The sequence below is a fragment of the Sphingomonas sp. Leaf208 genome, assembly GCF_001421415.1.
GTDB lineage: Bacteria > Pseudomonadota > Alphaproteobacteria > Sphingomonadales > Sphingomonadaceae > Sphingomonas.
Genome location: NZ_LMKH01000006.1, coordinates 1 through 25,242 on the forward strand (window position 1 = coordinate 1; position 25,242 = coordinate 25,242).

Genomic DNA, 25,242 nt, shown 5'->3' on the forward strand with positions numbered 1-25,242 from the left:
ACAAGGCGAGGCGGTGCGACAGGCGCTTAACAATTGGATCCGAAGTTCAGGGGCCTTCGATGGCGTAATCGATTTTGCGTCGTCGGTCGCTGACAAGACTGATCCCCAAGCCATCGCCTCGGCGTTCAACGACGGTGACAAGCTGCACCCCAACGACGCTGGCTACAAAGCCATGGCAGATGCGGCTGACCTGCAAGTAATTACCGGTATGTGATCGGCTAGCTCGTGTCCCGTACGCCCGTATCGAATGGTGCGTAGTTCAGCGCTTTGTCCCCCTCGAGCATCGGACAAGACGTCGGTCGCTACCATTCACAATCGCAGATCACCTGACCCATAAACGGTCATCCACGTGCCTCTACCCGCCTCCCAACTTTGGACACTCGTTCATTCGGACTCGGCAGGATCGTCATCGAGCGTAGCGACCCCCATCAACGGATGCATGACGAAGGTCCAGCCGTCGCCGCCGACGATCATAAGGCGCAGCGATTGACGATCTGCGGTGCCAAGCAGCGATGCCGCTCCTGACGAAGCCGGCAATGTGACCGTCCTGCCATCCTGTAGAATACCGGTTGCCCAGCCACGGCGGCCATTGCGGATCTCGTTAGCAAGGCGCTCCAAGGCCGTCTCGAGCGCAGTGCGCGCACGTTTTCCTGTGACCCATGCATATCCGCCCGAACTCAATTGCAGCGGCGTTACTTGGGGTTGGTTGGGGACTAGCGACGGCTGTTTGACAATACGGCTGGGGTTTTCTTTCAGGGTGTTGAGAGGACGCACACCCTCCGTACTCATCACGCGCGCAAACTCATCCATCGCTGTTTCCTCAGTGGTAGCGCTCGGAGCGAATGGGTTTGACTACTGGTTCCTTCCTGGTGCGAGGATGTCGTCCGAGCACGACCGCATGCTTCGGTCCGAGTGCCCCCGGAGCATGCTCGACAAATTCGGTCGGAGCCTTCAGACCGTGTCCGTACCGCGCAGGTGCGCGTAACCGATCGGTCTGGAGCGTTCATGCATCGTCGCCACTTTATCACGTCCGCCGGGCTCGCCTCTGCTCTGTTGGCGCTGCCAGCGTTCGCGCGTGCTGCGATTGGTCGCGACGACGCGAAATTGCGTGCCATGCTCGACCGGTTCTTCTACGCCCGGCTGGACGACAGCCCCGAACAAGCGACCTCGCTCGGCCTCGACGTCGGCGCGCGGATCGGACTTAGATCGAAGCTCGACGATACCTCGCGTGCCGGCGAGCAACGCCAGTTCGCGCGGGCCAAGACCGAACTCGCTACGCTGAAGACGGTGTCGCGCGACGCGTTGGGCGACGCGGCAAAGATCGATTACGACGTCGTCCAATACAGCCTGGACCGCATGATCGCGGGGCAGCGCTTCGCGTACGGCGCCAGTGCGGGCCGGTACGCGCCCTATGTGCTGACCCAGTTGAGCGGCGCCTATCGCGACGTCCCCGACTTCCTGGCCAACCAGCATGCGGTGAAAACCGCCGCCGACGCGGACGCCTATGTCGCCCGCGTGCAAGCCTTTGCAGGCGTTATCGATGCCGAAACCGAGCGGCAGCGCGAGGATGCAGCCAAGGGCGTGTTCGCGCCGGACTATATCCTCGACACCACGCTGAAACAGTTGGCGTCGGTGCGCGACAAGGCGCCCGAACTGTCCGGCCCGGCAACCGATCTGGCTGCCAAGCTCAAGGCGGCCGGCTTGCCGCCCGAGCGCGGCTTGGCGGTCGCGGCGCTGATGCGTGAACGGGTGTTTCCTGCGCTCGATCGGCAACGTGCGCTGGTGACCGAACTGCGCAGCAAGGCGACGCACGATGCGGGCGTCTGGCGCTTGCCGGACGGCGACGCGTATTACGCCGCCGCAGCGAGTGCCGCCACCACGGTGGAACTGACAGGCGACGAGATCCACAAGCTGGGTCTGGCGCAGGTCGCCGAAATCAGCGCGCGCATCGATGGCATCCTGAAGACGCAAGGCATGACGCAGGGTAGCGTCGGCGAGCGTCTGGTCGCGCTCAACACGCGACCCGACCAGCTCTACCCCAACACCGATACCGGTCGCGAGGCGCTGCTCGAGCAACTCCGTGCGCAAATCGCCGCGATGGCGAAGCGGCTGCCCGAGCAATTCACGGTTCTGCCCAGGGCGCCGGTCGAGGTGCGCCGCGTTCCCGAGGCGATCCAGGCCGGTGCGCCCGGTGGCTATTATCAATCCGCCTCTCTCGATGGGTCGCGATCGGCGATCTATTTCATCAATCTGCGTGATACGTTCGACCGCCCGAAATTCGGCTTGGCGACGCTGAGCTATCACGAGGCGATTCCGGGCCACCATCTTCAGGTCATGTCGGCGCTGGAGAGCGAGGACATCCCGCTGATCCGCCGCCGCGGCTTCTATTCGGGGTATTCCGAGGGCTGGGCGCTCTACGCCGAACAGCTTGCAGACGAGATGGGCGTTTACGATGGAAACCCGCTGGGCCAGGTTGGCTACCTCCAGTCGTTGCTGTTTCGCGCCACCCGTCTGGTGGTCGATTCAGGCATGCATGCCAGGCGCTGGAGCCGGGAGAAGGCGACCGATTACCTGATTGCCACAACCGGTATCGCCCGTGGGCGCAGCCAGGGTGAGATCGACCGCTACACCGTCTGGCCCGGACAGGCCTGCAGCTACAAGATCGGTCATACCGTGTGGGTCCGCCTGCGCGACGAAGCCAAGCGGAAGGCCGGCGCCAATTGGGACCCGAAGCAGTTCCACCGCGTGCTGACCATGGGAGCGATGCCGTTGACGGTGCTGGAGAAGGTCGCGCGGGAGCGGGTCGCGTAGCAGACGGGGATCAGGGCGCCCCGGAAACAGGCAGAGCATATCGTTCTTCGGTACCTAAGTGGCTGTCATTCCCTAAGGAACGCGCTGCGCGCGCGGGTTAAATGTCGCGCCGTACGTTCTCATTGACGCACTGAGTCGCGATCCTCGCAGCGTATGCGTAACCCAGTTTCGGACGTTCGCGGGCTTCTTCTGAGGTCGGCATTAAGGACGTTCGTTCATCCGGCGCCTCGCGCAGATTCAACCTCACGCTCGGCTTGAGTGAAGCCATAAGCCGGAATGATGTCGGCGGTTCGGTCCCGTATTTCGTCCCAGTGCAAGATTGCTTGTTCATCAGCGTCGTGGGCATGGCCGACATAACGTCCGCGCGTGAGCGTGACGTTCGCGGTAGCGAAATGGCCCGCCCCCGCGCACAGGATCACGCGCGTAGGCGCGTCGTTGCTCACCAACGTTAGCAATGCCGGCGACACGCGATCCGGCGCGAGCCTCTCGAGGCTTTCCGCGTCGAGCACGCCCTCGGTCATCCCTGTCGCGGCCGTCGGCGCAAGGCAGTTGACGCGGATATCGTATTTCTCACCTTCGATCGCCAGCGTCTGCATCAGGCCGACGAGTGCCATCTTGGCGGCACCATAATTCGCCTGACCAAAATTGCCGTACAGGCCGGAAGACGACGTCGTCATCACGATCCGGCCGAAACGCTGGTTGCGCATCGTATCCCACACCGCCTTGGTGCAGATCGCCGCGCCGATCAGGTGGACGTCGACCACCGCGCGGAAGTCGTCGATCGTCATCTTGGCGAAGCTCTTGTCGCGCAGGATGCCGGCATTGTTTACAAGGATATCGATCCGCCCCCAGGCCGCGAGCACCGACTCGACCATCGCCCCGATCCCGGTTTCGTCGGTCACCGACGCGGCGATGGCCATCGCCGTGCCGCCCAGCGCCTCGATCTCAGTTACGACGCGGCCCGCGGCCTCGGCGGAGACGTCGTTCACGACGACCCTGACGCCCTTACCGGCCAGATAGAGCGCGTGTGCCCGCCCCAGACCGCCACCCGCACCGGTGATGATCGCAACCTTACCATGAAGCATCGGATTCACTCTCCAGACGTTTTATTCGCTAACGTGATAGCGAACTAAAGTTGAGGCGCAATGTTTTCCTGATCGGTCCGACGCGACCGCGCCATCAGTCGCAGAGCGAGCGAAAGCCGGCAGCCATGAAGGTCGCCATAATTTCTTTCACGGCAGGAAAGTCGTCCGAACGGCATAGACCTCCGGATAATTTGTCGATGCGCCCCGTGCGCGCGAGTGTCAGCATCAGCGCGCCGGTGACGAAGTGATACCCCCAGAAGATACGCTCTTCCGGGCAATCGGGCATCGCTTTCTTGAGCAGCGAAATCAATCGCAGCACGACCGGATCGAAATGCTGGTCCATCAACTCGGCCCCCCACTCGGGCGTGTTCGCGACCTGTGCGCCGAGCTTGGCATAGTTCTTCCAGCCCTCACCGCCATCGATATAGGTATCGAGGTCGGTGTCGAGAAAGGCGTGCAACGCCCCTTCGATGGTTGGCGTGTCGCCGGCGGCGGCTTCGTAATCGGCCAGCGCCTTCATGCGCCGTTCGCTGGTGATCCCGGCCCGGCGTGAGAAGACTGCATCGAACAATGCCTTCTTGTCCGTGAAATAATAGTTGAGCAGCGTGTGATGGACCCCGACCTTCTTGGCGACATCCTTCAAGGTGACGCCGTGAAGGCCGTGCTTCGAGAACAACTCCTCGGCCACATCGAAAATCTGTTCCATCGTTTCGGCGCGCTGTTCGGCCTTGCGAGAGGGACGGGCGGATTTTGCTTGCTGGGTCACGCGTCTTCACTCCCGCGCTAGCGAGCAGGCGTCAAGGCGCGGCGTCCGGCGACCCATGCTCACCCATAAGAGAGTGTGTATTGACACCTACCCCTGCGTGCCGCATCGTCGGAGCATAATCCACGCCAAGTGGGAGAGGGTGATGACGGTCCTGAGCGACGAGGCGACGCACGTGGTGCGAGCGCAAACCATGGCACCCCGACGATCACGTCATCCCGGCATCGTGCTGGCGATGCTGACTTTCGTCTATGTGTTGAACTTCCTCGACCGACAGCTGCTCGGCATACTTGCCAAGCCGATCCAGGATTCGCTGCACATCACGGATGGCCAATTGGGGCTGATCGGTGGACTGTATTTTGCGATGTTTTATTGCTTCATCGCGATCCCGGTAAGTTGGCTTGCCGACCGTACCAGCCGGGTCGGGGTGCTCACCCTCGCCTGTGCAATTTGGAGCGCCGCGACGATCGCTTGCGGCATGGTGCGCACCTATCCGCAACTGGTGGTTGCGCGGATGACGGTGGGCTTCGGCGAGGCGGGCGGCGTGCCGCCATCCTATGCGCTCATCACGGATATTTTCCCGCCAGGCCGCCGGGGCGTCGCGTTCGGCATCTACAATCTGGGGCCACCAATCGGCGCAGCGCTCGGCATCGCGCTGGGCGCTACGATCGCGGCGATGTTCGATTGGCGCGACGCATTCGTGGCGATCGGCATCGTTGGAATCCTCGCTGCCGCCGCACTGCCGTTCGTCATCCCCGAGCCGGTGCGCGGTGCAGCCGATCCCGGCGCAAGCAATCTCTCCGACAAGGCCCCGTTCTGGGCGACATTGCGCGCATTCTTCGTGAATCCGGTGATGACGCTTGCCGCGTTCGGCAGCGGCGCGACTCAGTTCGTCACCTATGGCCTCGGCAATTTCGCGGTGCTGTTCCTCATCCGCGAAAAGGGCATGACGCTGCCGGAGATCGCCTTCTGGTACGCGCTGGCGATCGTCATCGGCATGGGCGGCGGCATGATCGCGTCCGGGCGGATCATCGACCGTTTCGCGCGACGCTCGCGCCGCGTGTTTGCGATCGCGCCAGCCGTATCGCTGGCCATCTCGATGCCGTTCTACGTCGCATTCGTCTGGGCGCCGACCTGGCCGCTGGCGCTCGCGCTGCTGACGGTCGTGATGTTCTTCAACTATTTCTACCTCTCCTGCTCGGTCACGCTGGTTCAGGAAGAGGCAGCCCCCAATCAACGCGTGCTGGCAGGCGCGTTGCTGTTGCTGGTGATGAACTTCATCGGGCTTGGCCTCGGGCCAACCTGGGTCGGTGCGGCGAGTGACCATTTCTCGGCCGGCGGGGCAACCAATCCGCTGCAGCTCGCACTCTACACGCTCGCCCCCTTCTACGTCATCGCGATCGGCCTGTTCCTCTGGCTCGCGCGGACGCTGCATCGCCAGGAGACGATTAAATGACGGTATTTCTGATCGCCATGACGCTGGCCGGTGCCGCGCCGATGCCGGTGGTGGACACGCCAGCGGGCAAGATGCGCGGCACGACCGAGGGCGAGCTCCGCGTGTTCAAGGGCATTCCCTACGCCGCGCCGCCGGTGCGCGACCTGCGCTGGCGCCCGCCCGCATCGTTGCCGCGCTGGAAGGGAGAGCGCCCCGCCACCGCATTCGGCCCGGCCTGCATCCAGCCTCAGGCGCCCAATGCCACGGTCTATTCCGGACCGCCAATGCCGGTCAGCGAGGATTGCCTGACGCTCAACGTCTGGGCCCCCGCCAACGCGAAGAATGCGTCCGTCATGGTCTGGATCCACGGCGGCGCGCTGCGCACCGGATCGAGCCGCGAACCGATGTACGATGGCCGCAAGCTCGCCGAGCGCGGGATCATCGTCGTGTCGATCAACTACCGGCTCGGCGTGCTAGGCTGGCTGGCGCATCCCGGGCTCAGCGCCGAATCCGCACGGCACGTCTCGGGCAATTACGGCCTGCTCGACCAGATCGCCGCACTGACATGGGTCCGCGACAACATCGCCGCGTTCGGCGGATCGCCCCGCAACGTTACCGTCGCTGGGGAATCTGCAGGCGGGCTCAGCGCGCTGTACCTGATGGCGTCGCCCGCCGCGCACGGCCTGTTCGCGAGGGTCATCGCGGAAAGCTCGTACATGATTTCCATGCCCGATCTGCGCAAACCGGCGTTCGGCATGCCGTCCTGGGAAGCCGGCGGCCAGGCGCTAGGGACTGCGTTGAAGGCACCCGATATCGCCGCCCTGCGGACCATGGACCCGCAGATGCTGACCGACACCGCGTCGAAGCTCGGGTTCGCGCCGTTCGGCGTGGTCGACGGCGCGGTGCTGCCGCAGCAGATGGTCGACGCGTTCGATCAGGGGAAGCAGGCCGCGGTGCCGGTACTTGCCGGGTTCAACCAGGGGGAGATCCGCTCGCTACGGATGCTCGCACCACCGGCACCGGCGGATGCGGCAGCGTATGAAAATACGATCCGCGCGCGCTATGCCGACCTCGCCGATCCGTTCCTGCGGCTCTATCCGGCGGCCGCGTACAAGGAGAGCATCCTCGCGGCGACGCGCGATGCGCTGTACGGCTGGACCGCGGAGCGCCTCGTCCGCAAGCAGGCCGCACTCGGCAAGCCCGCCTATTTCTATCTGTTCGATCATGGCTATGCGGCGATGGACCAGGCGGACCTCCACGCCTTCCACGCCAGCGAACTGCCGTTCGTGTTCGGCACATCCGCCAGCACGCCGCCGCAATGGCCGAAAATTCCCGACACCCCCGGCGAGCGGGCGCTGTCGGACGCCATGCTCGATTATTGGGCAAGCTTCGTCCGCGACGGCAAGCCCGTCGCCCGGCACGCCGCGCCCTGGCCCGCCTATACCGCGACGCGCGCGTACATGCATTTCGGCGCTACGCCGGAGGCACGGCGCGACCTGTTACCCGGCATGTTCGCGCTCAACGAACGCGTGATGTGTCGCCGCCGGGCGACGGGGACGATCGGCTGGAACTGGAACGTCGGCCTAGCCGCGCCGGCGATGCCACCGACCGTGGCGGGGTGCGATTAGGCGGAGATAACCAACCCGGCGAAGCACGGCATGGCACACAGTCCAATCGACGGCATCAGGCCTCAGCCGTGCGCGCCTCGCACGTCGCGATGAAGCCCGCCGCCATGAAGCGCGCCATCCGTTCCTTGATCGCCTCGAAATCCTCCGAGCGGCACAGACCGCCCGACAGCTTGTCGATCCGCCCCGTCCGCCCAAGCGACAGCATCAACCCGCCCGTCACGAAATGATATCCCCAGAACAGATCTGCCTCGGGACATTCCGGTAGCGCCTGTTTGAGGATGCTTATCAGCCGCAGCACCACCACGTCGAAATGCGTGTCCATCAGGTCGGCACCCCATTCGGCTGTGTTGCTCATCTGCGCGCCGAGCATGCCGAAGTTGCGCCAGCCGATGTCGCCGTTGCCGTAGAGATCGAGATCCGCGTCGAGATAGGCGTGCAGCGCTCCCTCCACGGTCGGGCTGCCCGCCGCGCTCCGCTCATAGGCATCGAGGGTTGCAAGCCGGCGCTCGATCGTCACCGGCGCACGCCGGGCGATCACCGCGTCGAACAGTTCCTTCTTGTCCTTGAAATAATAATGCAGCAGCGACTGGTGGACGCCGACCTGCTGCGCGACCTCCTTCAGCGTGACGCCGTACAGGCCGTGCTTGGCGAACAGCGCCTCGGCGGCGTCGAATATCTGCTCCAGCGTCGCGGCGCGCTGTTCGGCCTTTTTGGTCGGGGAACGTCGGGGTCGGGGCGGCGCGTCGGTCATGCCGCCGTCATGGCCTCAGCCATGCTCGGCCCGCAAGCGCATCTTGTCGATCTTGCCGGTCAGCGCCAGCGGCATGGCCGGAACGCGCACGATCGCATCGGGAATCCACCAGCTCGCGATCCGGCCACGCAACGCATCGAGCAGCGTCTCGTCGGACAGATCTGCGCCCTGCCGCTCTTCGATGACGAGCACCGGTCGCTCGCCCCAGCGCGGATGCGCACGGCCGACGACCGCGACCAGCGCCACGTCGGGCAAGGCGCCGACGATCGCCTCGATCTCGCCGGGATTGATCCATTCGCCGCCCGACTTGATCAGGTCCTTGGCGCGGCCGGTGATGCTCAGGTTCCCGTCGCCATCGATCCGCGCGAGATCGCCGGTATCGAACCAGCCCTCCGCATCGGTCGCGGCGTCGTGCTGCCCAAAATAGCGCTCGACCGCGCTTGCCGCCTTCACCCACAACCGGCCCTCGCCGTCTCGCTGGTCGGGCAGCGGGACCCCCGCCTCGTCGGTCAGCCGCAGATCGACGCCCAGCGGCGGCTTGCCCGATTTGCTCGAGACGCGCACCGGCGCGTTCGCCGGCGTCACGGTGCCGACCGGCGACAATTCGGTCATGCCCCAGCTCGTCTGGACGGTGACGCCCAGCCGCGCCTCGAACCGGTCCATCAGCGCCTGCGGCACCGACGATCCGCCGAGCAGGATGCGCTGCAACGACGGCACCGTCCCGCCGGTCTGTTCGAGGTGATCGACCAACCCCAGCCACACCGTCGCGACGCCTGCCGCCACCGTCACGCCCTCGTCGTTGATCAGCTTCGCCAGGCTCGCACCGTCCTGGTTGCGGCCGGGCAGCACCAGCTTCGCGCCCGCCGCCGGCCCTGCAAACGCGAAGCCCCAGCCGTTGGCGTGGAACATCGGCACGCCGACCAGCACCGAGTCGCGCGCGGTGATGCCGATCACGTCGGCGGCCATCAGGTGCGTGGTGTGGAGGTAGTTCGACCGATGAGTATACGTGACGCCCTTCGGCATGCCGGTCGTGCCCGAGGTAAAGCACAGCCCGGCGGGCGCGTTTTCGTCGAAGCCGCCCCAGGGCACGGGGGCGCCGTGTTCGGCAAGCAGATCCTCCAGCCGCCAGATACGCGCGCTATCCGATGTCGGAGCAGGGCTCGCCGGACCGGGCTCGTCGAACAGCACGACATGCTCGATCCCGGGACAGCGCGCGAGCAGATCCTCGACAAGCGGTGCAAGGCCAGGACTGACCGCCAGTATGCGGTTCTGCGCCTGGTGAATCATCGCGGCGAGATGCGCGGGCGCGAGCCGCGGATTGAGCGTGTGGCAGACGATCCCTGTCCCCATCGCGCCGTACCAGCATTCCATATGCGCTTGGCTGTTCCACGCCAGCGTCGCCAGATTGTCGCCCGCGCTGAGGCCAAGCGCGGCGAATGCCCCCGACAGGCGATTGGCGCGCTCGCGGAGCGCGGCATAGCCTATGCGCGCGCCGCCCCCCTCTCCGCCCGTCACCACTTCGGTGGATCCGTGCCACTTGGCGGCGTGATCGATGAACTTGTCGAGCGTCAGGCTATAGGGCTGCATCGATCCAGGGGTCATTGCGAGTCTTTCAAGAGGAGCCTGTCGCAGCACGTCGTTTGACGACCATGGGGGCGCGAGCCGAGGCCACGCCCCTCGCCATCAGAACTTCGTGCTGGCGCGGATGCCGTATTGGCGAGGGGGCGCCGCCAGGCGCCGGATGCCGTTGAGCGACCCGATATAATGCTGGTCGATCAAATTGGTGCTGAACCCCGCGATCGACCACGTCCCGTTGTCGAGCGTCAACTGCGCGTTGAAGATGTTGCGATCGACCAGATAGTCGCCCAGCGCCTCCTTCTGGAACAGCGTCGCCCATACAGACGAGATGTGCGCGTAATCCAGCCGCGGGGTCAGCGTGAAGCCTGCCGCGACGGGGATAGCATATTGCGCACCGGCGCTGACCGTGAACTTCGGCGAATAGCTCTGGCGGCGACCGCCCAGATCGATGCAGCCCGCCGTCGCCGGCCCCGTCGTGGCGTTGCATACCCCAGTCGTCGCGAGCCGCGGGTCGCGCGCGAAGAACTGGCCGACCGAAGAATGCGAGAGCGACGTCGAGAAATCGAACAGGAGGCGGTCGAACGACCCCTGCGCCGAGGCTTCGAACCCATAGAGCTTGGTCGTATTCGGCACGTTGAAGATTGACGTGTAGTTTGGCGTCGCCGGGTCGACGATCGTCACCTGGAAGTTCTTGTAGGTATTGTAATAGCCGCCGAGCTGCGTGCGCAGATGGCCGCCGAGCAACGTGCTCTTCCAGCCCAGTTCGTAATCGGTCACCTTCTCCGGATCGAACCCGCGCGGAGTTGCCCCGAACAGATTGGCCCCGTTCAGCCCGCCTGCCTTCGTCCCGGTGGCGACGAACGCATAGACGAAATTACTGGCATCCACCGTCCAGTTCAGCGCGATCTTGCCATCTACGTTCTTGTTGGCGTTGAAATCGTGCTGGACCAGTGTCACCGGCACATTCGTCGGCCCGCCAAAGTTGAGCTGGATCGGATAATTGACGTCGTTGCGCGAGGTCGTGCGTGACCAGCGACCACCGAGCGTTACCTGCAACGCGTCGGTCAGCTTATAGCCCACCTGCCCAAACCCAGCGAGCGCGGTGTGAGGATTGGTACCCTCGATCCGGAGCGAACGCAGCGCACCGGTCGCCGCGATCGAGACATACCCGTTGCCCACCGGAAAATCATATTTGTCGTGCTGATAAAAGCCGCCGAGCAGCCAAGTGAACCGGCCGGTGTCAGGCGAGACGATGTTGAGTTCTTGCGAAAAGATCTTCTCGTTGGCGAAATCCTGGAAGGTGTTGCTCGCGGTGCTCGTGCCGTCGGCGTCGAGTTCCTCCTGCGTCGTGCCCTTCTGATACCCGCTGATCGACCGTAGCATCAGCCCGCTGTCGAAGGTATAGCTCAGATTCGCCGAGATGCGGCCGAACTCGTCCTGGCCGGATAGCCGCGCGTTGCTGGTAACGGCGAACGGATCGCTGGTGTTCAGCGTGGGCGCGGCCGCGCTGCCGAAATAAGCCGGCGTGTTCGGGAAGCCGCCATAATTGATCTTGTTGTAATCGCCCTTCACCAACAGGCGTAGATGCGTATCCGGCTGCCACAACAGGCTCGCACGGCCGCTGATCGCATTGAGGTTTCCCGGATTGCCGGACCATGGCCCGGTAACGTCGAAGAAGCTGTCGCGCTTTTCGAGATTGGTGGCGAGCCGGATCGCGAGCGTATCGGTCAACGGAATGTTGATCGCGCCCTGCGATTTCAGCTGGTTGTAATTGCCATATTGCACGGTCGCGAAACCCTTGACGCGATCGAAGGTCGGGTTGGTCTCGGTGATGAACACGGCGCCGCCCGTCGCGTTGCCGCCGGCGAACGTGCCCTGTGGTCCGCGCAGCACCTCGACCGACTGAATGTCGTAATAGGGCTCGGTCTGGAAATAGCCGGGGAAGGTCGCCACGCCGTCGCGGTAGGTGACGACGCCGACGCCGACCGAACTGCTGATCTCCGACTTGCCGATGCCGCGGATGTTGAAGCTGTTCGCCTGGCCCGAGGTGTTGACCGTCAGCGACGGCGTAGAGAACTGGAGCTGCTCGACGGTGTTGACGCTTTTGCGGATCAGGTCCTCCCCGGTCAGCACGGATGCCGCGACGCCGGTGCGTTGCAGGCTGGTCGAGCGACGCTCGGCGGTGATGACGATGTCGGCGGCGCCGGTGTCGCCGGGAACGGCATTCGGGTCGGCCGCATCGACCGGGTTCTGCGACGACCGCGGCGTCGTCTGGGCGGACGTGGCGGGAGCATCGGCGGGGCCAACCTGAGCATAGGCGGCGCTCGAAGTCACAACGGCGATCACAGACGCCGACAGCAGGAACATGCGCATCAATCATCCTCTCTGAATGTCGCGCTCTGCGGCGCGTCGGACTTGAGTGGCATCGATTCGGCGTAACTGTCAACTTTCATTATCGCTCTGGTGAATGTTGATTTTGATGTTAGCATGCGTTGTGACAGTCGGGTCCACTCGGCGCGCAGGAGAGGTAACAAGGGTATGATCCGCACGACTTCATGGGCGCGCTGCGCCGTCTCGATGGCCGCCGCGATGCTGGCAACGGGCGCGGCCGCGCAACAGGCGACGATCGATACTGGTACTTTGATGGGCGCACGAGCTACCGACATCCTCGTCTTCAAGGGCATCCCCTATGCCGCGCCCCCGACCGGCCCTCTGCGCTGGAAAGCGCCGCAGCCTGCCGCGTCGTGGACGGGCGTACGCGACGCGCGCAGCTTCGGGGCCGCCTGCCCACAGGGCCCCGAACATAAGGAGCCCTGGGCGCAGGTCGGCGCGATGAGCGAGGATTGCCTGTTCCTCAACGTCTGGCGGCCGGCGCGGCCGGGCCGTTATCCGGTGATGGTGTTCCTGCATGGCGGCGGCTTCACCTATGGCGCGGCAGGAGTGCCGCTGTACGATGGCACGGCACTCGCGAAGCGCGGCGTCATGGTAGTGACGATCAACTATCGCCTCGGGCGCCTTGGTTTCTTCGCACACCCGGCGCTCACTCGCGAGGATCCGAACGGCCAGCTCGGCAACTACGCGATCATGGATCAGGTCGCGGCGCTGCAATGGGTCAGGCGGAACATTGCCAGCTTCGGTGGCGATCCCGCTAACGTCACGCTTTTCGGTGAGTCGGCAGGCGCCGGCTCAGTGCAAATCCTGATGGGCGCGCCTGTCGCGAAGGGTCTGTTCGACAAGGCGATCTCGGAATCGGGCGCAGGCGGCAGCGCGCTGTTCCCGATCCGCGGCGGCGTGCTGAACGCGGAGAAGGTCGGCGAAATGTGGGCCGACAACCTCGGCCTCAAGAACGCCACGGCCGAGCAGCTTCGCGCGGTCCCGCTTGCCGATGTCGTCAAGAACGGCCGCGCCTTCCCCTTCATCGACGGCAAGGTGGTGGTGCGCAGTCCCGGCGACCCCTTTTACCGCAAGGAAGAGATGGCCATTCCGATGATCATCGGGGGCAATTCGAACGAGTCCAGCTTGGGCGGCATGACCGAGGCAGCCGCGAAGGCCTTGCTTGGCGACGAATTCCCCGCGCTACGCGACGGCTATGCCACGATGACCGGCAAGGCTCCCGATGCCGCCACGACCGACTTGGCCGAAGACGTCGGCTTCGTCCTCCCCTCCTTCGCGCTCGCCGATCGGCACGCGGCGAACGGCGGCAAGGCGTTCGTCTATTATTTCGATCAGGTTCCCGTCGATCAGCGTGCGACGGCCGCCGGCACCGATCATGGCGGTGAACTGGAATATGTCTTCGGCACAAAGCCCGCCGAGCATCGCTGGGACGCGCGGGACACCGCCGTGTCCCGGATGATGGGCGATTACTGGGTCCGCTTCGCCAGGACCGGCGACCCGAACGGCGGCGCCGCACCGCGCTGGCCGGCGATCACGGCCGCGCCGACCGCCTATCTCGCGATCGGTGCGAAGACGCAGGCAGCCCGCCTCAAACCGATCCAGGAACGCGCGAAGGCTGCCGCGATGGCGGACGCGCAAAGGAAATGGGCCGCGATGCCGACGCCCTGACGCCGACGAGCCCATATATTTCCCGGCCACCCCAGGTTCGACCCCGGGGTGATGAAACCCTCCGCAAAGGCCAGCCGTCCATGAATCCCAGCAGACGAGACCTCGTTGCCGGCGCGGCCGGGCTCCTGACGGTCGGCAGCACCGCAAACGCGGCACCCCGCGCTCGCCCACGCGGTTTCCTCTGGGGTACCGCGATCTCCGCGCACCAGAGCGAGGGCAACAACACCGCGTCGGACAGCTGGCTGCTCGAGACGATCACGCCGACCGCGTTCAAGGACCCATCGGGCGACGCATGCGACAGTTACGAGCGCTACGAGGAGGATCTCGACATCGCGATGAGTCTCAGCCTCAACTGCTACCGGTTCGGGATCGAATGGGCGCGGATCGAGCCTGCCGAAGGCCTGTTCTCCGAAGCCGCTCTCGACCATTATTTCCGCGTGCTGCAGGCGTGCCATGCGCGCGGGCTGCTGCCGATCGTCACCTACAACCACTTCACCGTGCCCTTGTGGTTCGCGATGCGCGGCGGGTTCGAGGTGGCGGACGGCGCCGACCTGTTTGCCCGCTTCTGCGCGCGTGCGACGCAGAAGCTCGGGCCGCTGATCGGCATGGCGTCGACCTTCAACGAGGCGAACATCGTGCTGTTGCGCAAAGTCCTGCCGCGCTTCGCCAGCGACGCGGCGGCGGCGAATGCGCGCGCGATGATCGCGGCGGCGGCACGACGCACCGACTCGCCCGTCTTCTCTTCGATGCTGTTCGGCGATCCGGACAAGATCAGCGCCGTCATGCTCGACGCGCATGCCAAGGCCTATAAGGCGATCAAGGCGGGACCGGGTGATTTCTCCGTCGGCGTGACGCTGTCGATGCAGGAGATCCAGGGCGTCGGCCCGGGCAACCGCGCGGCCCAGGCCGAGCAGACGATGTACGGCGGCTGGATCGAGGCCGCGCGGGCGTCCGACTTCGTTGGCGTGCAAACCTATTCGCGGCTGCGCATCGACGCGCACGGCCTGATGAAGTCAGAGCCCGGCGTGCCACTGACCGACATGGGCTATGAGAATTACCCGCACGCGATCGGCGCGACGCTGCGCTACGCGCACGCGCACATCGACAAGCCAATCTACCTGACCGAGACCGGCATCGCCGCCACCGACGACCGCCTCCGCGCGCAGTTCATCGACGCCACGGTGGCCGAGGTCGCCAAGTGCATTGCCGAAGGGATCGACGTGAAGGGTTATCTCTACTGGTCGCTGCTCGACAATTTCGAATGGACCTCGGGCTATGCCAAGAAGTTCGGGCTGGTCGCGGTCGATCGCAAGACGTTCAAGCGGACGGTGAAGCCGAGTGCGCGGATGCTGGCCGCGCATGCCACGGCGAACCGGCTGTGACCGCGCCGCGACGGTGGGTAAGACGAAGCCTGGGCTCCTTCGGCCTGATCGTCGTCGTCTTGGTGGGAGCGTTCACCGCAATCGGCGGGTGGGCTACGCTCGCCAGCCTGCGCGGCCCGGCCAAGCCCTACGACGCGCGAACTCTGCCGCCCGCTCCCGACTACGCAAAAGCAAACGCCTGGCTGGCCCTGCCCGGCCACAACGGGCTCGAACGATCCACTCCGCCGGGGGTGACGCCCGTCGACGAAAGCACCGCGCCTGCAGACGTGTTCTTCGTTCACCCTACGACCTTCAAGGGCAGCCCGGTGTGGATCGCGCCGTTCGACGCCTCAGACACCGCCGCCCCGCTCAACGCGCCCGTGCTCCTCGATCAAGTCAGCGTCTTCAACGGCTGTTGTCGGCTCTATGTACCGCGGTATCGCCAGGCCACACTGGCAGCCCTCAAGGTGAACGCGGCGATAGACGTCGCCTATGGCGATATAGCCCGTGCGTTCAAATATTTTATCGCGCACCAGAACCACGGCCGCCCGTTCATTATCGCGTCGCATAGCCAGGGGACAGCGCACGCGATCCGGCTGCTTCAGGAAGAAATCCTCAGAACGCCACTCAAACGGCGCCTCGTCGCAGCGTATCTCATCGGAGGCTATGTGCCCGATACGTTCGGCGAACTCGGCCTGCCGATCTGCAGCACTGCGCGGCAGACCGGGTGCGTGTTGTCCTACAACACCAGTGAGACAGGCCGCAGTGGCGCGCGGATGATCACCGACAACCGCGCCTATTGGTGGCGAGGTCGCCATGTTACCGACGGCCGGTCGCACGCGCTTTGCGTCAATCCGCTGACCTGGCGGCGCGTGGGCGCGGCACCGGCGACCGCAAACGCCGGCAGCCTCCCCTTTCCCGTTGCGCCGTTCGGGCGGGTCGCCCAGCCGTTATCTGCGCTCGTACCCCATCTCACCGGCGCAGTGTGTCGCGACGGCCTACTCGCCGTGCACGTGCCATGGTCCGCGCCGTCCGGATTCTTTGACAAGCTGAGCCTGGCATTCGGAAGCTATCACCTCAACGACTATGGGATCTTCTACGACGCGCTGCGCCGCAATGCTGGCGACCGGGTGACTGCGTGGCAGGCCGACGCTACCAAATGATAGCGATTGCTCTGGCATCACGGTTTTGGGACTCCAATACCCCAGCGTTTTCGCGGCAGCCGCCTTTGCACACTACTGGACGAGCCCACCCGGCCTCGAAGATGATTGGTGCCGCACCCATCTCAACGAAATTATGAACGAACGGCTGCTTTCGCGATAGCCACCCGTAAGCGGCCAAGCCGCTTTCCACCAGTTTTGCCATAGATGCGGACAGTCCGCAGGAACCTCGATTACGCCGTATACCGTTACAGCTGTCCGTTCCTGCCGCTTCGACATCTCTCCGAACGCGGTGCGGTTCTCCATTGGAGAAGCTTCTTTCGCCTGCAGATAGGGTGCATTTTTGCCGAACGACCTCAGCCAGCGGGCGTAATTGCCTCTGCCGCCCCCGCGGCGTTTATGATAAAAGGCGACATGCTCAAGACAAGAATGAAGCGGGTCGCCGATCGCGGCGATCACGCGGTGCAGCGGCTTGCCGAGATCGAAGCCTCGATCGCGGACCTTTCCAACGAGGATCTGCTCGATTTGGCCGACATCTTTAAAGCCGAGCCCCGCTCAACAATCGGGGATATGGCATTCGTTGAAATGGCGCGGCGGAATATCAGTCTTTAGAGACCGGTCGGGAACGAATTAGCAGGATCATGGGACTTCCAAGGAGCATCGGCTGCCTCAAGGATCTCCCGCAATTTTGCATGATCATTAACCGAGCGACGACATAGCGATGGTAGCGATTGGTACCCGGATTAATGAAATAGGCACCTTGGTCCGCGATGGCGGAGCCTTCTATCTTCGCCGCGATGTCGGTGGCCGCTACGAGCTGGAATTGCATCGAACCCCCCGTAGATCTGGTAGAGAAGCGCGTCCGGCTCATCGGCACATTGGTTGGCCCGGATCTAGTGAACGCTGACGCCGTCGCGCCAGCTTAGTTGGCTTGATATTTGTCCCGTTCAGTCGTCAGCCACTGGCCGCGATTATGATTCAACCTGACTCATTGCAGTTGCGCACAAACCACGAGCGGGCATCCTCCATGTCATGGAACAGCGGATCATTCATGCCTGCGGTCATGAGCAGGCTCATTATCTCACCGGCTTTGAAAGCCAGCAGGAACGTAAGGCCAAGTGGCTGAAGACGACTACCTGTCGTGACTGCTTCGTTGCGGAGAAGCGGTCTGAGGAGGTCGCTGCGGCAGCGTTAAGCAGCGCCGCTGTCTCACACCTTGTTCTTCCGCCGCTGACTGGGACTGATCGGCAAATCAGCTGGGCGTCGACGGTCAGGAACAAGAGGCTCGCAGCGCTAACCAACTCAAACAGCGACGCCGACTGTAACGCATGCCTTCGGGTCACTGACGCCAAATGGTGGATCGATTGCCGCGATCTAGGTGATGTTGATTTGATGGCAGCCGCGAACCGAGTGTCAAACATGCAATGCGTGCCGACGCTTATGCCATCGACTACAAATCCCACTATCGCCCTCTGAAGGCATAGGCCGGCCTCGCAATTCACGCCGGTAAGCCAGACGCCTATGTGTGCAAGCAGGATCTAGAGCGGTTTCTCACCGGGCTGAATCATAATGGGATTCCCGTCGCCGCGGTTTTCTGATTCAGGATTCATGCCGGTGCAGGAGGCTGGCATGGATGGCGCGAGCATTGTCGGTAGATCTTCGGAATAGAGTTGTGGCGGCTATCGCGGGTGGTCTGTCGCGTCGGCAGGCTGCGGTACGGTTCGGTGTCAGCGCCGCGAGCGCCATCCGGTGGCAGCAGCTTGCAACCCAGCACGGGACGCCAGCGCCACAGCAACAGGGTGGCGATCGACGTTCGATGAGGATCGAGGCGCATGCCGGGTTGATCCTAGACGCTTACAAGGCGACCCCCGATATAACGCTGGCCGAATTGCAGGCGCTCCTCGCTGATCACGGCACCGAGGTCGCGCTCGGTACGATATGGCGGTTCTTCGCGCGACGCGGAATAACGCGCAAAAAAAGACAGCGCACGCGACCGAGCAGGATCGTCCCGACATCCTGAAGCGGCGCGAGGAATGGTTCGACGGTCAGCTCGATCTCGATCCCGAGCAGCTCATCTTCATCGATGAGACGTGGGCATCAACGAACATGGCGCGTCGCTACGGCAGAGCGCCACGCGGCGAACGACTGCGGGCCGGCGTGCCGCACGGGCACTGGAAAACCACCACCTTCGTCGCAGGTCTGAGCCGCACCGGCATGATCGCACCCTGGGTGCTCGACGGACCGATGAACGGTGATGCCTTCACCACCTACGTGACCCGCGTGCTGGTGCCCGAACTCTCGCCCGGTAACGTCGTCATCATGGACAACCTGTCGAGCCATAAGGCGCCGGCCGTGCGTGTCGCTATCGAAGCCGCAGGTGCCAGGCTCCTGTTCCTTCCGCCCTACAGCCCGGACTTTAACCCTATCGAGATGGCCTTCTCCAAGCTGAAGGCGCATCTGCGAAAAGCGGCCGAGCGGACCATCCACGGCCTGTGGGATGCCATCGGCCGTATCGTCGACCTCTACTCGCCCCAGGAATGCTCGAACTATTTCTCAGCCGCTGGTTACGATGCAGACTGATCAGAAACCGCTCTAGACCTCCTGAATACGGTGTTCAATTTCGCTGTTACCGCCCCTGTTTGAACGGGATTTGTGTTCAAACCACATGCTCACTCAGGGTATACCCTGCGGAGCAACGTTAGTGTGCCCATAACTACGTTAGCATTAGCTGCTTCTGGGAACGGATTTCGTTAGGAAATAACTACTCATAGCGGCTGCGGCTGAAAAGGTTAGGTCAAGACGGATTTGACGTTGGATGCCGAGGATAACCCAATCTCCTTCAATGATACGGTTCGATCCTGTAACTGCTCCGGCGTAACCGCGACTCCTTCGATAACAAGTCCCCGTCCCTGAACATAGTCTTTGACCATGTTCACGCAGTCCAACGCGATCACCCGCCCCTGCCGCAGATAAATGACCGAGAAGGCGCGTGATGCCGGCTCACCGCGCACAACGACCTGATCGTAATTGGTTGACAGTCCGACGGTCTGCAGCTTGAGATCATACTGGTTCGACCAGAACCACGGCACGGTGGCATAGGCTTCCGGTACGCCGGTCAACGCCTTGGCCACGATGCTGGCCTGGTCGTTAGCGTTCTGCACGGACTCCAACCGGATGGTCGCGCCATCGGCGAAGCTGTTCGCGTGCGCGGCGCAGTCTCCGATCGCGTAGACGCCGGCGAGACTGGTTCTGCAAAATTCGTCGACCTGCACACCGTTGCCGCCTACGGCGCCAGCGTTCAGCAACGGCCCGACCGACGGCACGATGCCGATACCGACGATGATCATTTCGCACGACAGTATTTCGCCACTGCCAAGCCGGACGCCGACGGCTGCACCGTCTTGCTCGACGACGCAATCCACGAGAGCATTAAGCCGTATGTCGACGCCGTGCGCACGATGTTCTGCCTCGTAGAACCGGGACAGTTGCTCACCCGCCACCCGGGCAAGCACCCGGTCCTGCGCTTCCAGTACCGTTACCGGCTTGCCCAACTTCGTCAGGACCGCTGCGGCTTCAAGTCCGATATATCCCCCGCCGATCACGACGACACGCGTCACGCCCGGCAGTTCAGAGATCATCCGGTCGACGTCGGCACGGTTACGGACACTGTGGACACCGCTAAGATGATGACCCGAGCAGGTCAGACGACGAGGACTGCCCCCGGCGGCCCAGATCAGCGTGCCGTATCCCAGCGTGCTGCCATCCTGCAGGGTGACAATGTGGATCTCGGGTGCGACTGAGGTCACCCGCTGCCCGAGCCGCAGAGTGACGTCGCGCTCCATCCAGAAAGACCTCGGCCGGATGAGGATACGCTCGAAATCCTTCTCGCGTGCAAGATACTCTTTGCTGAGCGGCGGGCGCTCATAGGGGGGATCGGGTTCGTCACCGACGATAGCGATGGTGCCGGTAAACTTCCGCTGACGCAGTGCCGCCGCAACCTGCGCGCCGCCATGGCCACCGCCTACGATCAGAGCGTCGTATCGATCGATCATCCTGCGTCTCCTTTTGTATAAGCGTCCGTGTCGATCCCGAACTCCGTCGCGCCCGGCTACGGTTCGAGCCTCGGCCCGGCGACGAGGCGACGCACCGCCTCCGCGTAGATCCCTGTCAGGCCATAAACGCCGTCGGGTGCCTTACTTGCCAAGTCTTGCGGCGTGCCAGCGCAAATGGTCTTCTAGAAACGTGGAAATAAAGAAATAGCTGTGGTCGTATCCCTCCTGCATGCGCAGCGTCAGCGCGATACCGGCGCGTTCGCAGCTTTCAAGGAGTCGCTCAGGCTGGAGTTGCGCATCAAGGAATTGGTCAGCCGTGCCCTGATCGACCAGCAGATCGGTGACGCGCGCGCCATCATCTATCAACGCGACAGCGTCGTGACGACGCCAGGTTTTTCGGTTTCCACCTAGATAACCTTCGAGCGCCTTTTGCCCCCAAGGGACCTTGCTGGGCGCAACGATGGGACTGAACGCACTGATCGCCCTGTAGCGCTCCGGATGACTGAGACCGATGGTCAGCGCGCCATGTCCGCCCATGGAATGTCCCATGATGGACTGCCGGTCGCGATCTACAGGAAAGCGCTCAGCAATGAGGGCGGGCAACTCTTCGGTCACATAACGCCACATCCGGTAGTGTTCGGAATAGGGTGCCTCGGTTGCATCAACATAAAAACCTGCACCGAGCCCGAAGTCGTAGGCACCGGCCGGATCGTCAGGAACGCCTTCTCCACGTGGGCTCGTGTCTGGGGCAACGAAGATCAGACCCAATTCGGCACATGTCTTTCGATATTCGCCTTTATCCGTGACGTTGGCGTGTGTGCAGGTGAGCCCCGAGAGATACCATATGACCGGCAGCGCGGTGCCCTTCGCGTGAGCAGGGACGAAGACCGAGAAGGTCATCTCAGTACCCGTGCTGTTGCTTCGGTGGCGACAGACGTGTTGAACACCACCTTGCGCAGTATTGATTGATATCGTCTCGAAGCTCATGCGCTTCATTCCGCCGTAAAGCTGTAGGCAGTGATCTTGTTGCCGTCGGGGTCGCGGACATAGGCGGCATAGGCCGTATCGGTGAACGCGCGGGGACCCGGTGCCCCCTCATCCGTCCCGCCGTTCGCCAGCGCCGCCTCGTGGAAAGCGCGCACCGCCGCACGGTCCGGAGCAAGAAAGCCCAGCGTACCGCCGTTGGCGAAGGTCGCCGGCTCGCCGTTACCTGGCTTGGTAATGATGAACTCGGGGCCCTCGGCACCGTACATCATACCATTCTCGCCGAAGCGGCCCTGCCGCTTGCTACCGAGCGGGGCCAGCGCTGCATCATAGAAGCGTTGCGCTTTTTCGAGATTATTCGTGCCGAGCACCGCGTGCGAGAATATCGACATATCATCTCCTGTATTTTCCGCGTCGCGGCGATGGCGAACCCTAGTGACCCTGGGTTTGTCGGGGGATCCGAGGGATCCGAGACATTTGTGGATCTAGTCTTCAGGCGTGATCGTCACGCGGAGACCTGTCAGCGCATCAGAGAACGGGATCTGACAGGACAGTCGGGAGGCGGCAGTCCGGTTGTCCGAGCTGCCTAGAAGGTCATTCTCGTCTTCGCTTATGGGAGGTAGCTGATCGAAATCAGCCTCGTCGACATGTACGTGGCAAGTCGCACAGGAAAGACACCCTCCGCACAATGCGAGCAGTTCGTCGATGCCGGCATCCCGGATGTTTTCCATCACCGAAAGGCCAGATTTGGCGTCCAGTTTGCGGACGTCGCCATCGCGCATTGTTACGATCAGCGTTGCCATCTCAGTACGCCACCACGCTGCGCATGCTCTCGCTCGCGAGCATCAGGTCGAAGCCCCTGTTGATCTCGTCGAGTGTCAGATCAAGCGGCTGTCTGGCTTTGACCGCAACGGCAGCACCGGTATTCATTCGGACTCCTTGGCCATAGGGAAACAGCACACCAATCCGATCGCAATATTCTTGGCGCTTTGATGAGATGATCGGCCAATACGCGGTCGCAAGATCCTGGCCCACTCGACCTCTAATTTGACCAAGTCGCCTGTTGCATGTCGTCATTCCGATTCGAGGCCACGCCTGGCACCGACCCTTCCTGATCTGAGCAGCTCTTCTGGATGAAGTGTCTCGGTTTCGTAGATAAATGAGATCAGCTGCGCGAAGTTTGCGATCTTCGTATTGATGCTCTGTCAGCGTGCGCAGTCTGTCGCTCCCGTGACGTGTCTGTCCCATACGGCATCCTTCCATTCAAACGAAGTATCGCGTCATCAAAACCGTGGGCTCAAACATCTAGGCTTTGATCGTGTCAGGCTTGCGTTTAGGCCAGGCGATTGGAAACAGTTCGCTGGTAAGCGCAGCGCCGGTTTCGAGCGCTATTTCTGGAATGGGAAGCCCGCTGTTCCGACCCATATGAAAGAAATCATCGGCGCGCGGATCGTAGCGGACGTCCTGATCGGTCCAGCGCGTTGCAAGCGCTCGGCGTTGTGCAGTTGGACCGGTGGCCGGCGCGCCGTGCAAGGTATCAACATCGTGGATCAGCACATCGCCCGGTTCGAGCGTCCAGGCGAGAAATTCGTGCCCCTCGATCTCGCTTCCCGGTTCTGGCAAATCGCGAACAAACGCTTCGACCGAAACGCGGCCTCGTTCGTGAACCCAGCGATGCGAACCCTTGAAATACGTTACCGCCCCCGAAGTCGGCGAGGCGTGGTCGAACGGAATCCATATCGACAATACCTTGCCTTCCCGCGTCGGGAAATAGGTCGAGTCGAGATGCCAAGGCGTCGCGCTTGGCAGACCCGGCTGTTTGACAATCAACTGGTCGTAGAAGAAATTGACATGCCGCGCCCGCAGGAAGCGCTGCGCGATGTCGGGCAGAGCTGAATCCAACAGGAAATCGCGAAACACCGGGTTTCGCCGCCAATGTAAAAAACCGTTGTAAAACCCGTTCCGTGTCGTGAACGCGGCACCCGTATCGTTCATGGCGTCTGCGATTGCGTCCCGCATCGCCGCAATCCAGCCCGGTTCGATGGCTCCCCGGACGACGGCCGCGCCGTCTCGTTCGAAAGCCGTAACCGCATCCGCATCGCTAGCCGAGACCATATCACGCATCATCAAGCTCTCGATTTCTGTTTCTACCTGATTGTTACATCAGGACGAAAAGCTACGCGATTGTCAATACACTACTGCATGGAAAGGGCGGCGGTGAACGGGGAATCTGGCGAGAGACGATTGATTGACAGGACCAAGCATGAACCATACATCTATGTATGTTTGATACGTTCTGCAGGATAGATTTCGGACAGCAAGGACGCGAAATGATTAATGATACGGCATTTCTAGAACTCCTGGAGCGCCAGCGCACCGGCTGGACGCTCGAACAACCGTTTTATCTTGATGCAGATATCTTCGAGTTCGAGCGCAACGCCTGGATGACGCGGCAATGGATGCTGATGGCGCATGTCGCCGAACTTCCAGTCAAAGGCAGCCATATCGTCCGCGACCTGTTTGGCGAGTCTATCGTCATTGTGCGCGCGGGGGACGACGACGTCCGCGCCTATTTTAATGTCTGTACGCATCGCGGATCACAGCTTTGCAAGGTGGACGGTCGTGCCCCCCTGCTCGTCTGCCCCTATCACGCCTGGTCGTTCAAGCTCACCGGCGAGCTTCAGAGCCGCGCCGACGTGCCGGTTGACGTCGACCCCGCGGGGCTGGGCCTGCATCCTGTTCCCGTTCATCTGGTCGAGGGGCTGATCTTCTGTGCACTTCCCGGTGACAGCTTGCCCGATCCCGTGTCGGCCCTCGATGCCTTGGCACCGGCATTGAGCCAGCACGGCATTAAGAGGGCGCGGATCGCTGCGCGGAAAAGCTATCCGACTAACGCCAACTGGAAACTGGTGCTGGAGAACGCATTCGAATGCTATCATTGCCGCGGCGCCCACCCCGAATATACCCGAGCGAACGGGCATGTACAGGTGACAGGCATGCGCGATGCGGCGAAGGCGGAATCCTGGGCCGATGAAGTATCGGGTTGGCAAGGCGCGATCGCCGAGGCTTCCGGGTTCGACATGAAGTTCCGTGATATCGGAGATCTCGACCGGATGGCCTGTAGCGTGACGCGTCATCCAATCGGGCGCGGGCGCTCGACGCTATCGCAGGACGGCGCACCGGTATCCAAGTTGATGGGCGCGTTCGCCGATTATGACGGCGGGGAAACACAATTCCGCTTCGGGCGGCTGTCGTTCGCAAGCGCTGCGAATGATTATGTTACGCTTGTGCAAATTCAGCCGCGTGGCGCGCAACAGACCGACATGGTTCTGACGTGGTTGGTCGACGCAGAAGCCGATCCGGGGCTGGACGTCGACGCTGTCCAGTGGATGTGGGACGTGACGACGATCCAGGACAAGAGGATCATCGAGGACAATGCCGCGGGTATCCGCTCCAGTGCCTACCGGCCCGGACCCTATACCCCGCTGGAAGACGAAACTGCGGCTTTCGTTCAAACCTATCGGGCTGAGATGCGCGCACTGGCGCAGCTAAACGCCTGTGGAAGGAATTAA

General features: G+C 62.9%; 24 protein-coding genes. 12 read left to right on the plus strand and 12 right to left on the minus strand.

Going from position 1 to position 25,242, the window contains the following annotated elements:
• A partial coding sequence (locus tag ASE69_RS22370; protein WP_414882950.1) for an SGNH/GDSL hydrolase family protein occupies positions 1-214 on the plus strand: 214 nt, incomplete at its 5' end.
• A gap of 170 nt (positions 215-384) precedes the next feature.
• Here the strand turns inward: ASE69_RS22370 and ASE69_RS21810 are convergent.
• Positions 385-810 (minus strand): hypothetical protein, encoded by a 426-nt coding sequence (locus tag ASE69_RS21810; protein ID WP_156362145.1) that lies wholly within the window; start codon positions 808-810, stop codon positions 385-387.
• 195 nt (positions 811-1,005) lie between these two features.
• Here ASE69_RS21810 and ASE69_RS04770 point away from each other — a divergent pair, with 195 nt between their 5' ends.
• Positions 1,006-2,811, plus strand: a complete 1,806-nt coding sequence (locus ASE69_RS04770) for a DUF885 domain-containing protein (RefSeq protein WP_056483771.1) — start codon at positions 1,006-1,008, stop codon at positions 2,809-2,811.
• Positions 2,812-3,026: 215 nt separating this feature from the next.
• On the opposite strand, the gene ASE69_RS04775 is transcribed toward ASE69_RS04770, so the two are convergent.
• Positions 3,027-3,896: an SDR family NAD(P)-dependent oxidoreductase gene (locus ASE69_RS04775; RefSeq protein ID WP_056483965.1), complete on the minus strand. Its 870-nt coding sequence runs from the start codon at positions 3,894-3,896 to the stop codon at positions 3,027-3,029.
• 94 nt (positions 3,897-3,990) lie between these two features.
• Positions 3,991-4,662, minus strand: coding sequence for a TetR/AcrR family transcriptional regulator (locus tag ASE69_RS04780; RefSeq protein WP_056483774.1), 672 nt, complete (start codon positions 4,660-4,662; stop codon positions 3,991-3,993).
• 142 nt (positions 4,663-4,804) lie between these two features.
• Between ASE69_RS04780 and ASE69_RS04785 the strand changes: the two genes are divergently transcribed.
• On the plus strand, positions 4,805-6,115 hold the full coding sequence (locus ASE69_RS04785; RefSeq protein WP_056483777.1) for a spinster family MFS transporter: 1,311 nt from the start codon (positions 4,805-4,807) through the stop codon (positions 6,113-6,115).
• Entirely contained in the window at positions 6,112-7,722 is a 1,611-nt protein-coding gene (locus ASE69_RS04790; RefSeq protein ID WP_056483779.1) for a carboxylesterase/lipase family protein, read from the plus strand. Before ASE69_RS04785 ends, ASE69_RS04790 begins: the two co-directional genes overlap by 4 nt.
• 55 nt (positions 7,723-7,777) lie before the next feature.
• Here ASE69_RS04790 and ASE69_RS04795 read toward each other — a convergent pair whose 3' ends face one another.
• The 3 genes from ASE69_RS04795 to ASE69_RS04805 form a co-directional block, all read right to left on the minus strand.
• A complete protein-coding gene (locus tag ASE69_RS04795; RefSeq protein WP_056483782.1) occupies positions 7,778-8,473 on the minus strand; it encodes a TetR/AcrR family transcriptional regulator in 696 nt (231 codons plus the stop codon).
• Positions 8,474-8,488: 15 nt separating this feature from the next.
• Positions 8,489-10,075 carry an AMP-binding protein gene (locus ASE69_RS04800; RefSeq protein WP_056483785.1) on the minus strand — a complete coding sequence of 529 codons (1,587 nt, stop codon included), beginning with the start codon at positions 10,073-10,075 and terminating at the stop codon, positions 8,489-8,491.
• Between the two features lie 81 nt (positions 10,076-10,156).
• Positions 10,157-12,424: a TonB-dependent receptor gene (locus tag ASE69_RS04805; protein ID WP_056483788.1), complete on the minus strand. Its 2,268-nt coding sequence runs from the start codon at positions 12,422-12,424 to the stop codon at positions 10,157-10,159.
• A gap of 165 nt (positions 12,425-12,589) precedes the next feature.
• Here ASE69_RS04805 and ASE69_RS04810 point away from each other — a divergent pair, with 165 nt between their 5' ends.
• The 7 genes from ASE69_RS04810 to ASE69_RS04840 all read left to right on the plus strand — a co-directional run bounded on the left by ASE69_RS04810 (position 12,590) and on the right by ASE69_RS04840 (position 19,214).
• Entirely contained in the window at positions 12,590-14,113 is a 1,524-nt protein-coding gene (locus ASE69_RS04810) for a carboxylesterase/lipase family protein (protein ID WP_162236837.1), read from the plus strand.
• 80 nt (positions 14,114-14,193) lie between these two features.
• The gene (locus tag ASE69_RS04815; protein ID WP_056483794.1) at positions 14,194-15,495 is read left to right on the plus strand and encodes a glycoside hydrolase family 1 protein; all 1,302 of its coding nucleotides are present in this window, start codon (positions 14,194-14,196) and stop codon (positions 15,493-15,495) included.
• Positions 15,492-16,637, plus strand: coding sequence for a DUF3089 domain-containing protein (locus tag ASE69_RS04820; protein ID WP_082452882.1), 1,146 nt, complete (start codon positions 15,492-15,494; stop codon positions 16,635-16,637). The genes ASE69_RS04815 and ASE69_RS04820 overlap by 4 nt, the downstream gene beginning before the upstream one ends.
• Before the next feature lie 411 nt (positions 16,638-17,048).
• Positions 17,049-17,246 (plus strand): hypothetical protein, encoded by a 198-nt coding sequence (locus tag ASE69_RS04825; RefSeq protein ID WP_056483968.1) that lies wholly within the window; start codon positions 17,049-17,051, stop codon positions 17,244-17,246.
• 109 nt (positions 17,247-17,355) lie between these two features.
• Positions 17,356-17,541, plus strand: coding sequence for a DUF5818 domain-containing protein (locus ASE69_RS22765; RefSeq protein ID WP_414882951.1), 186 nt, complete (start codon positions 17,356-17,358; stop codon positions 17,539-17,541).
• A 125-nt stretch (positions 17,542-17,666) separates the two neighbouring features.
• Positions 17,667-18,110, plus strand: coding sequence for a hypothetical protein (locus ASE69_RS04835; RefSeq protein ID WP_056483803.1), 444 nt, complete (start codon positions 17,667-17,669; stop codon positions 18,108-18,110).
• 157 nt (positions 18,111-18,267) lie between these two features.
• Positions 18,268-19,214, plus strand: a protein-coding gene (locus tag ASE69_RS04840; protein WP_156362147.1) for an IS630 family transposase whose coding sequence is annotated in 2 segments (ribosomal slippage) — positions 18,268-18,604 and positions 18,604-19,214 — 948 coding nt in all. Because the reading frame shifts where the segments join, the coding sequence is not laid out codon by codon here.
• A gap of 209 nt (positions 19,215-19,423) precedes the next feature.
• On the opposite strand, the gene ASE69_RS04845 is transcribed toward ASE69_RS04840, so the two are convergent.
• The 6 genes from ASE69_RS04845 to ASE69_RS04865 all read right to left on the minus strand — a co-directional run bounded on the left by ASE69_RS04845 (position 19,424) and on the right by ASE69_RS04865 (position 23,794).
• Positions 19,424-20,686 carry an NAD(P)/FAD-dependent oxidoreductase gene (locus tag ASE69_RS04845; protein ID WP_082452883.1) on the minus strand — a complete coding sequence of 421 codons (1,263 nt, stop codon included), beginning with the start codon at positions 20,684-20,686 and terminating at the stop codon, positions 19,424-19,426.
• A 141-nt stretch (positions 20,687-20,827) separates the two neighbouring features.
• Positions 20,828-21,673 (minus strand): S-formylglutathione hydrolase, encoded by an 846-nt coding sequence (gene fghA / locus ASE69_RS04850; protein ID WP_056483973.1) that lies wholly within the window; start codon positions 21,671-21,673, stop codon positions 20,828-20,830.
• Positions 21,674-21,678: 5 nt separating this feature from the next.
• Positions 21,679-22,062 (minus strand): VOC family protein, encoded by a 384-nt coding sequence (locus ASE69_RS04855; RefSeq protein ID WP_056483809.1) that lies wholly within the window; start codon positions 22,060-22,062, stop codon positions 21,679-21,681.
• 93 nt (positions 22,063-22,155) lie between these two features.
• Positions 22,156-22,473 (minus strand): 2Fe-2S iron-sulfur cluster-binding protein, encoded by a 318-nt coding sequence (locus ASE69_RS04860; protein ID WP_056483812.1) that lies wholly within the window; start codon positions 22,471-22,473, stop codon positions 22,156-22,158.
• A 1-nt stretch (position 22,474) separates the two neighbouring features.
• Positions 22,475-22,600, minus strand: a complete 126-nt coding sequence (locus ASE69_RS23190) for a hypothetical protein (protein ID WP_268795478.1) — start codon at positions 22,598-22,600, stop codon at positions 22,475-22,477.
• Positions 22,601-22,975: 375 nt separating this feature from the next.
• The gene (locus tag ASE69_RS04865) at positions 22,976-23,794 is read right to left on the minus strand and encodes a phytanoyl-CoA dioxygenase family protein (protein WP_162236838.1); all 819 of its coding nucleotides are present in this window, start codon (positions 23,792-23,794) and stop codon (positions 22,976-22,978) included.
• Between the two features lie 158 nt (positions 23,795-23,952).
• On the opposite strand from ASE69_RS04865, the gene ASE69_RS04870 reads away from it, so the two are divergent.
• The gene (locus ASE69_RS04870; RefSeq protein WP_082452884.1) at positions 23,953-25,242 is read left to right on the plus strand and encodes an aromatic ring-hydroxylating oxygenase subunit alpha; all 1,290 of its coding nucleotides are present in this window, start codon (positions 23,953-23,955) and stop codon (positions 25,240-25,242) included.

Excerpts from the sequence above, each read along its gene's own strand:
- ASE69_RS21810 (WP_156362145.1), bottom strand. The coding sequence starts at position 810 with ATGGATGAGTTTGCGCGCGTGATGAGTACGGAGGGTGTGCGTCCTCTC.
- ASE69_RS04770 (WP_056483771.1), top strand. The coding sequence starts at position 1,006 with ATGCATCGTCGCCACTTTATCACGTCCGCCGGGCTCGCCTCTGCTCTG.
- ASE69_RS04775 (WP_056483965.1), bottom strand. The coding sequence starts at position 3,896 with ATGCTTCATGGTAAGGTTGCGATCATCACCGGTGCGGGTGGCGGTCTG.
- ASE69_RS04785 (WP_056483777.1), top strand. The coding sequence starts at position 4,805 with ATGACGGTCCTGAGCGACGAGGCGACGCACGTGGTGCGAGCGCAAACC.
- ASE69_RS04790 (WP_056483779.1), top strand. The coding sequence starts at position 6,112 with ATGACGGTATTTCTGATCGCCATGACGCTGGCCGGTGCCGCGCCGATG.
- ASE69_RS04795 (WP_056483782.1), bottom strand. The coding sequence starts at position 8,473 with ATGACCGACGCGCCGCCCCGACCCCGACGTTCCCCGACCAAAAAGGCC.
- ASE69_RS04800 (WP_056483785.1), bottom strand. The coding sequence starts at position 10,075 with ATGACCCCTGGATCGATGCAGCCCTATAGCCTGACGCTCGACAAGTTC.
- ASE69_RS04805 (WP_056483788.1), bottom strand. The coding sequence starts at position 12,424 with ATGCGCATGTTCCTGCTGTCGGCGTCTGTGATCGCCGTTGTGACTTCG.
- ASE69_RS04810 (WP_162236837.1), top strand. The coding sequence starts at position 12,590 with ATGATCCGCACGACTTCATGGGCGCGCTGCGCCGTCTCGATGGCCGCC.
- ASE69_RS04815 (WP_056483794.1), top strand. The coding sequence starts at position 14,194 with ATGAATCCCAGCAGACGAGACCTCGTTGCCGGCGCGGCCGGGCTCCTG.
- ASE69_RS04825 (WP_056483968.1), top strand. The coding sequence starts at position 17,049 with ATGCTCAAGACAAGAATGAAGCGGGTCGCCGATCGCGGCGATCACGCG.
- ASE69_RS22765 (WP_414882951.1), top strand. The coding sequence starts at position 17,356 with ATGGTAGCGATTGGTACCCGGATTAATGAAATAGGCACCTTGGTCCGC.
- ASE69_RS04835 (WP_056483803.1), top strand. The coding sequence starts at position 17,667 with ATGGAACAGCGGATCATTCATGCCTGCGGTCATGAGCAGGCTCATTAT.
- ASE69_RS04845 (WP_082452883.1), bottom strand. The coding sequence starts at position 20,686 with ATGATCGATCGATACGACGCTCTGATCGTAGGCGGTGGCCATGGCGGC.
- fghA (WP_056483973.1), bottom strand. The coding sequence starts at position 21,673 with ATGAGCTTCGAGACGATATCAATCAATACTGCGCAAGGTGGTGTTCAA.
- ASE69_RS04855 (WP_056483809.1), bottom strand. The coding sequence starts at position 22,062 with ATGTCGATATTCTCGCACGCGGTGCTCGGCACGAATAATCTCGAAAAA.
- ASE69_RS04860 (WP_056483812.1), bottom strand. The coding sequence starts at position 22,473 with ATGGCAACGCTGATCGTAACAATGCGCGATGGCGACGTCCGCAAACTG.
- ASE69_RS23190 (WP_268795478.1), bottom strand. The coding sequence starts at position 22,600 with ATGAATACCGGTGCTGCCGTTGCGGTCAAAGCCAGACAGCCGCTTGAT.
- ASE69_RS04865 (WP_162236838.1), bottom strand. The coding sequence starts at position 23,794 with ATGCGTGATATGGTCTCGGCTAGCGATGCGGATGCGGTTACGGCTTTC.
- ASE69_RS04870 (WP_082452884.1), top strand. The coding sequence starts at position 23,953 with ATGTTTGATACGTTCTGCAGGATAGATTTCGGACAGCAAGGACGCGAA.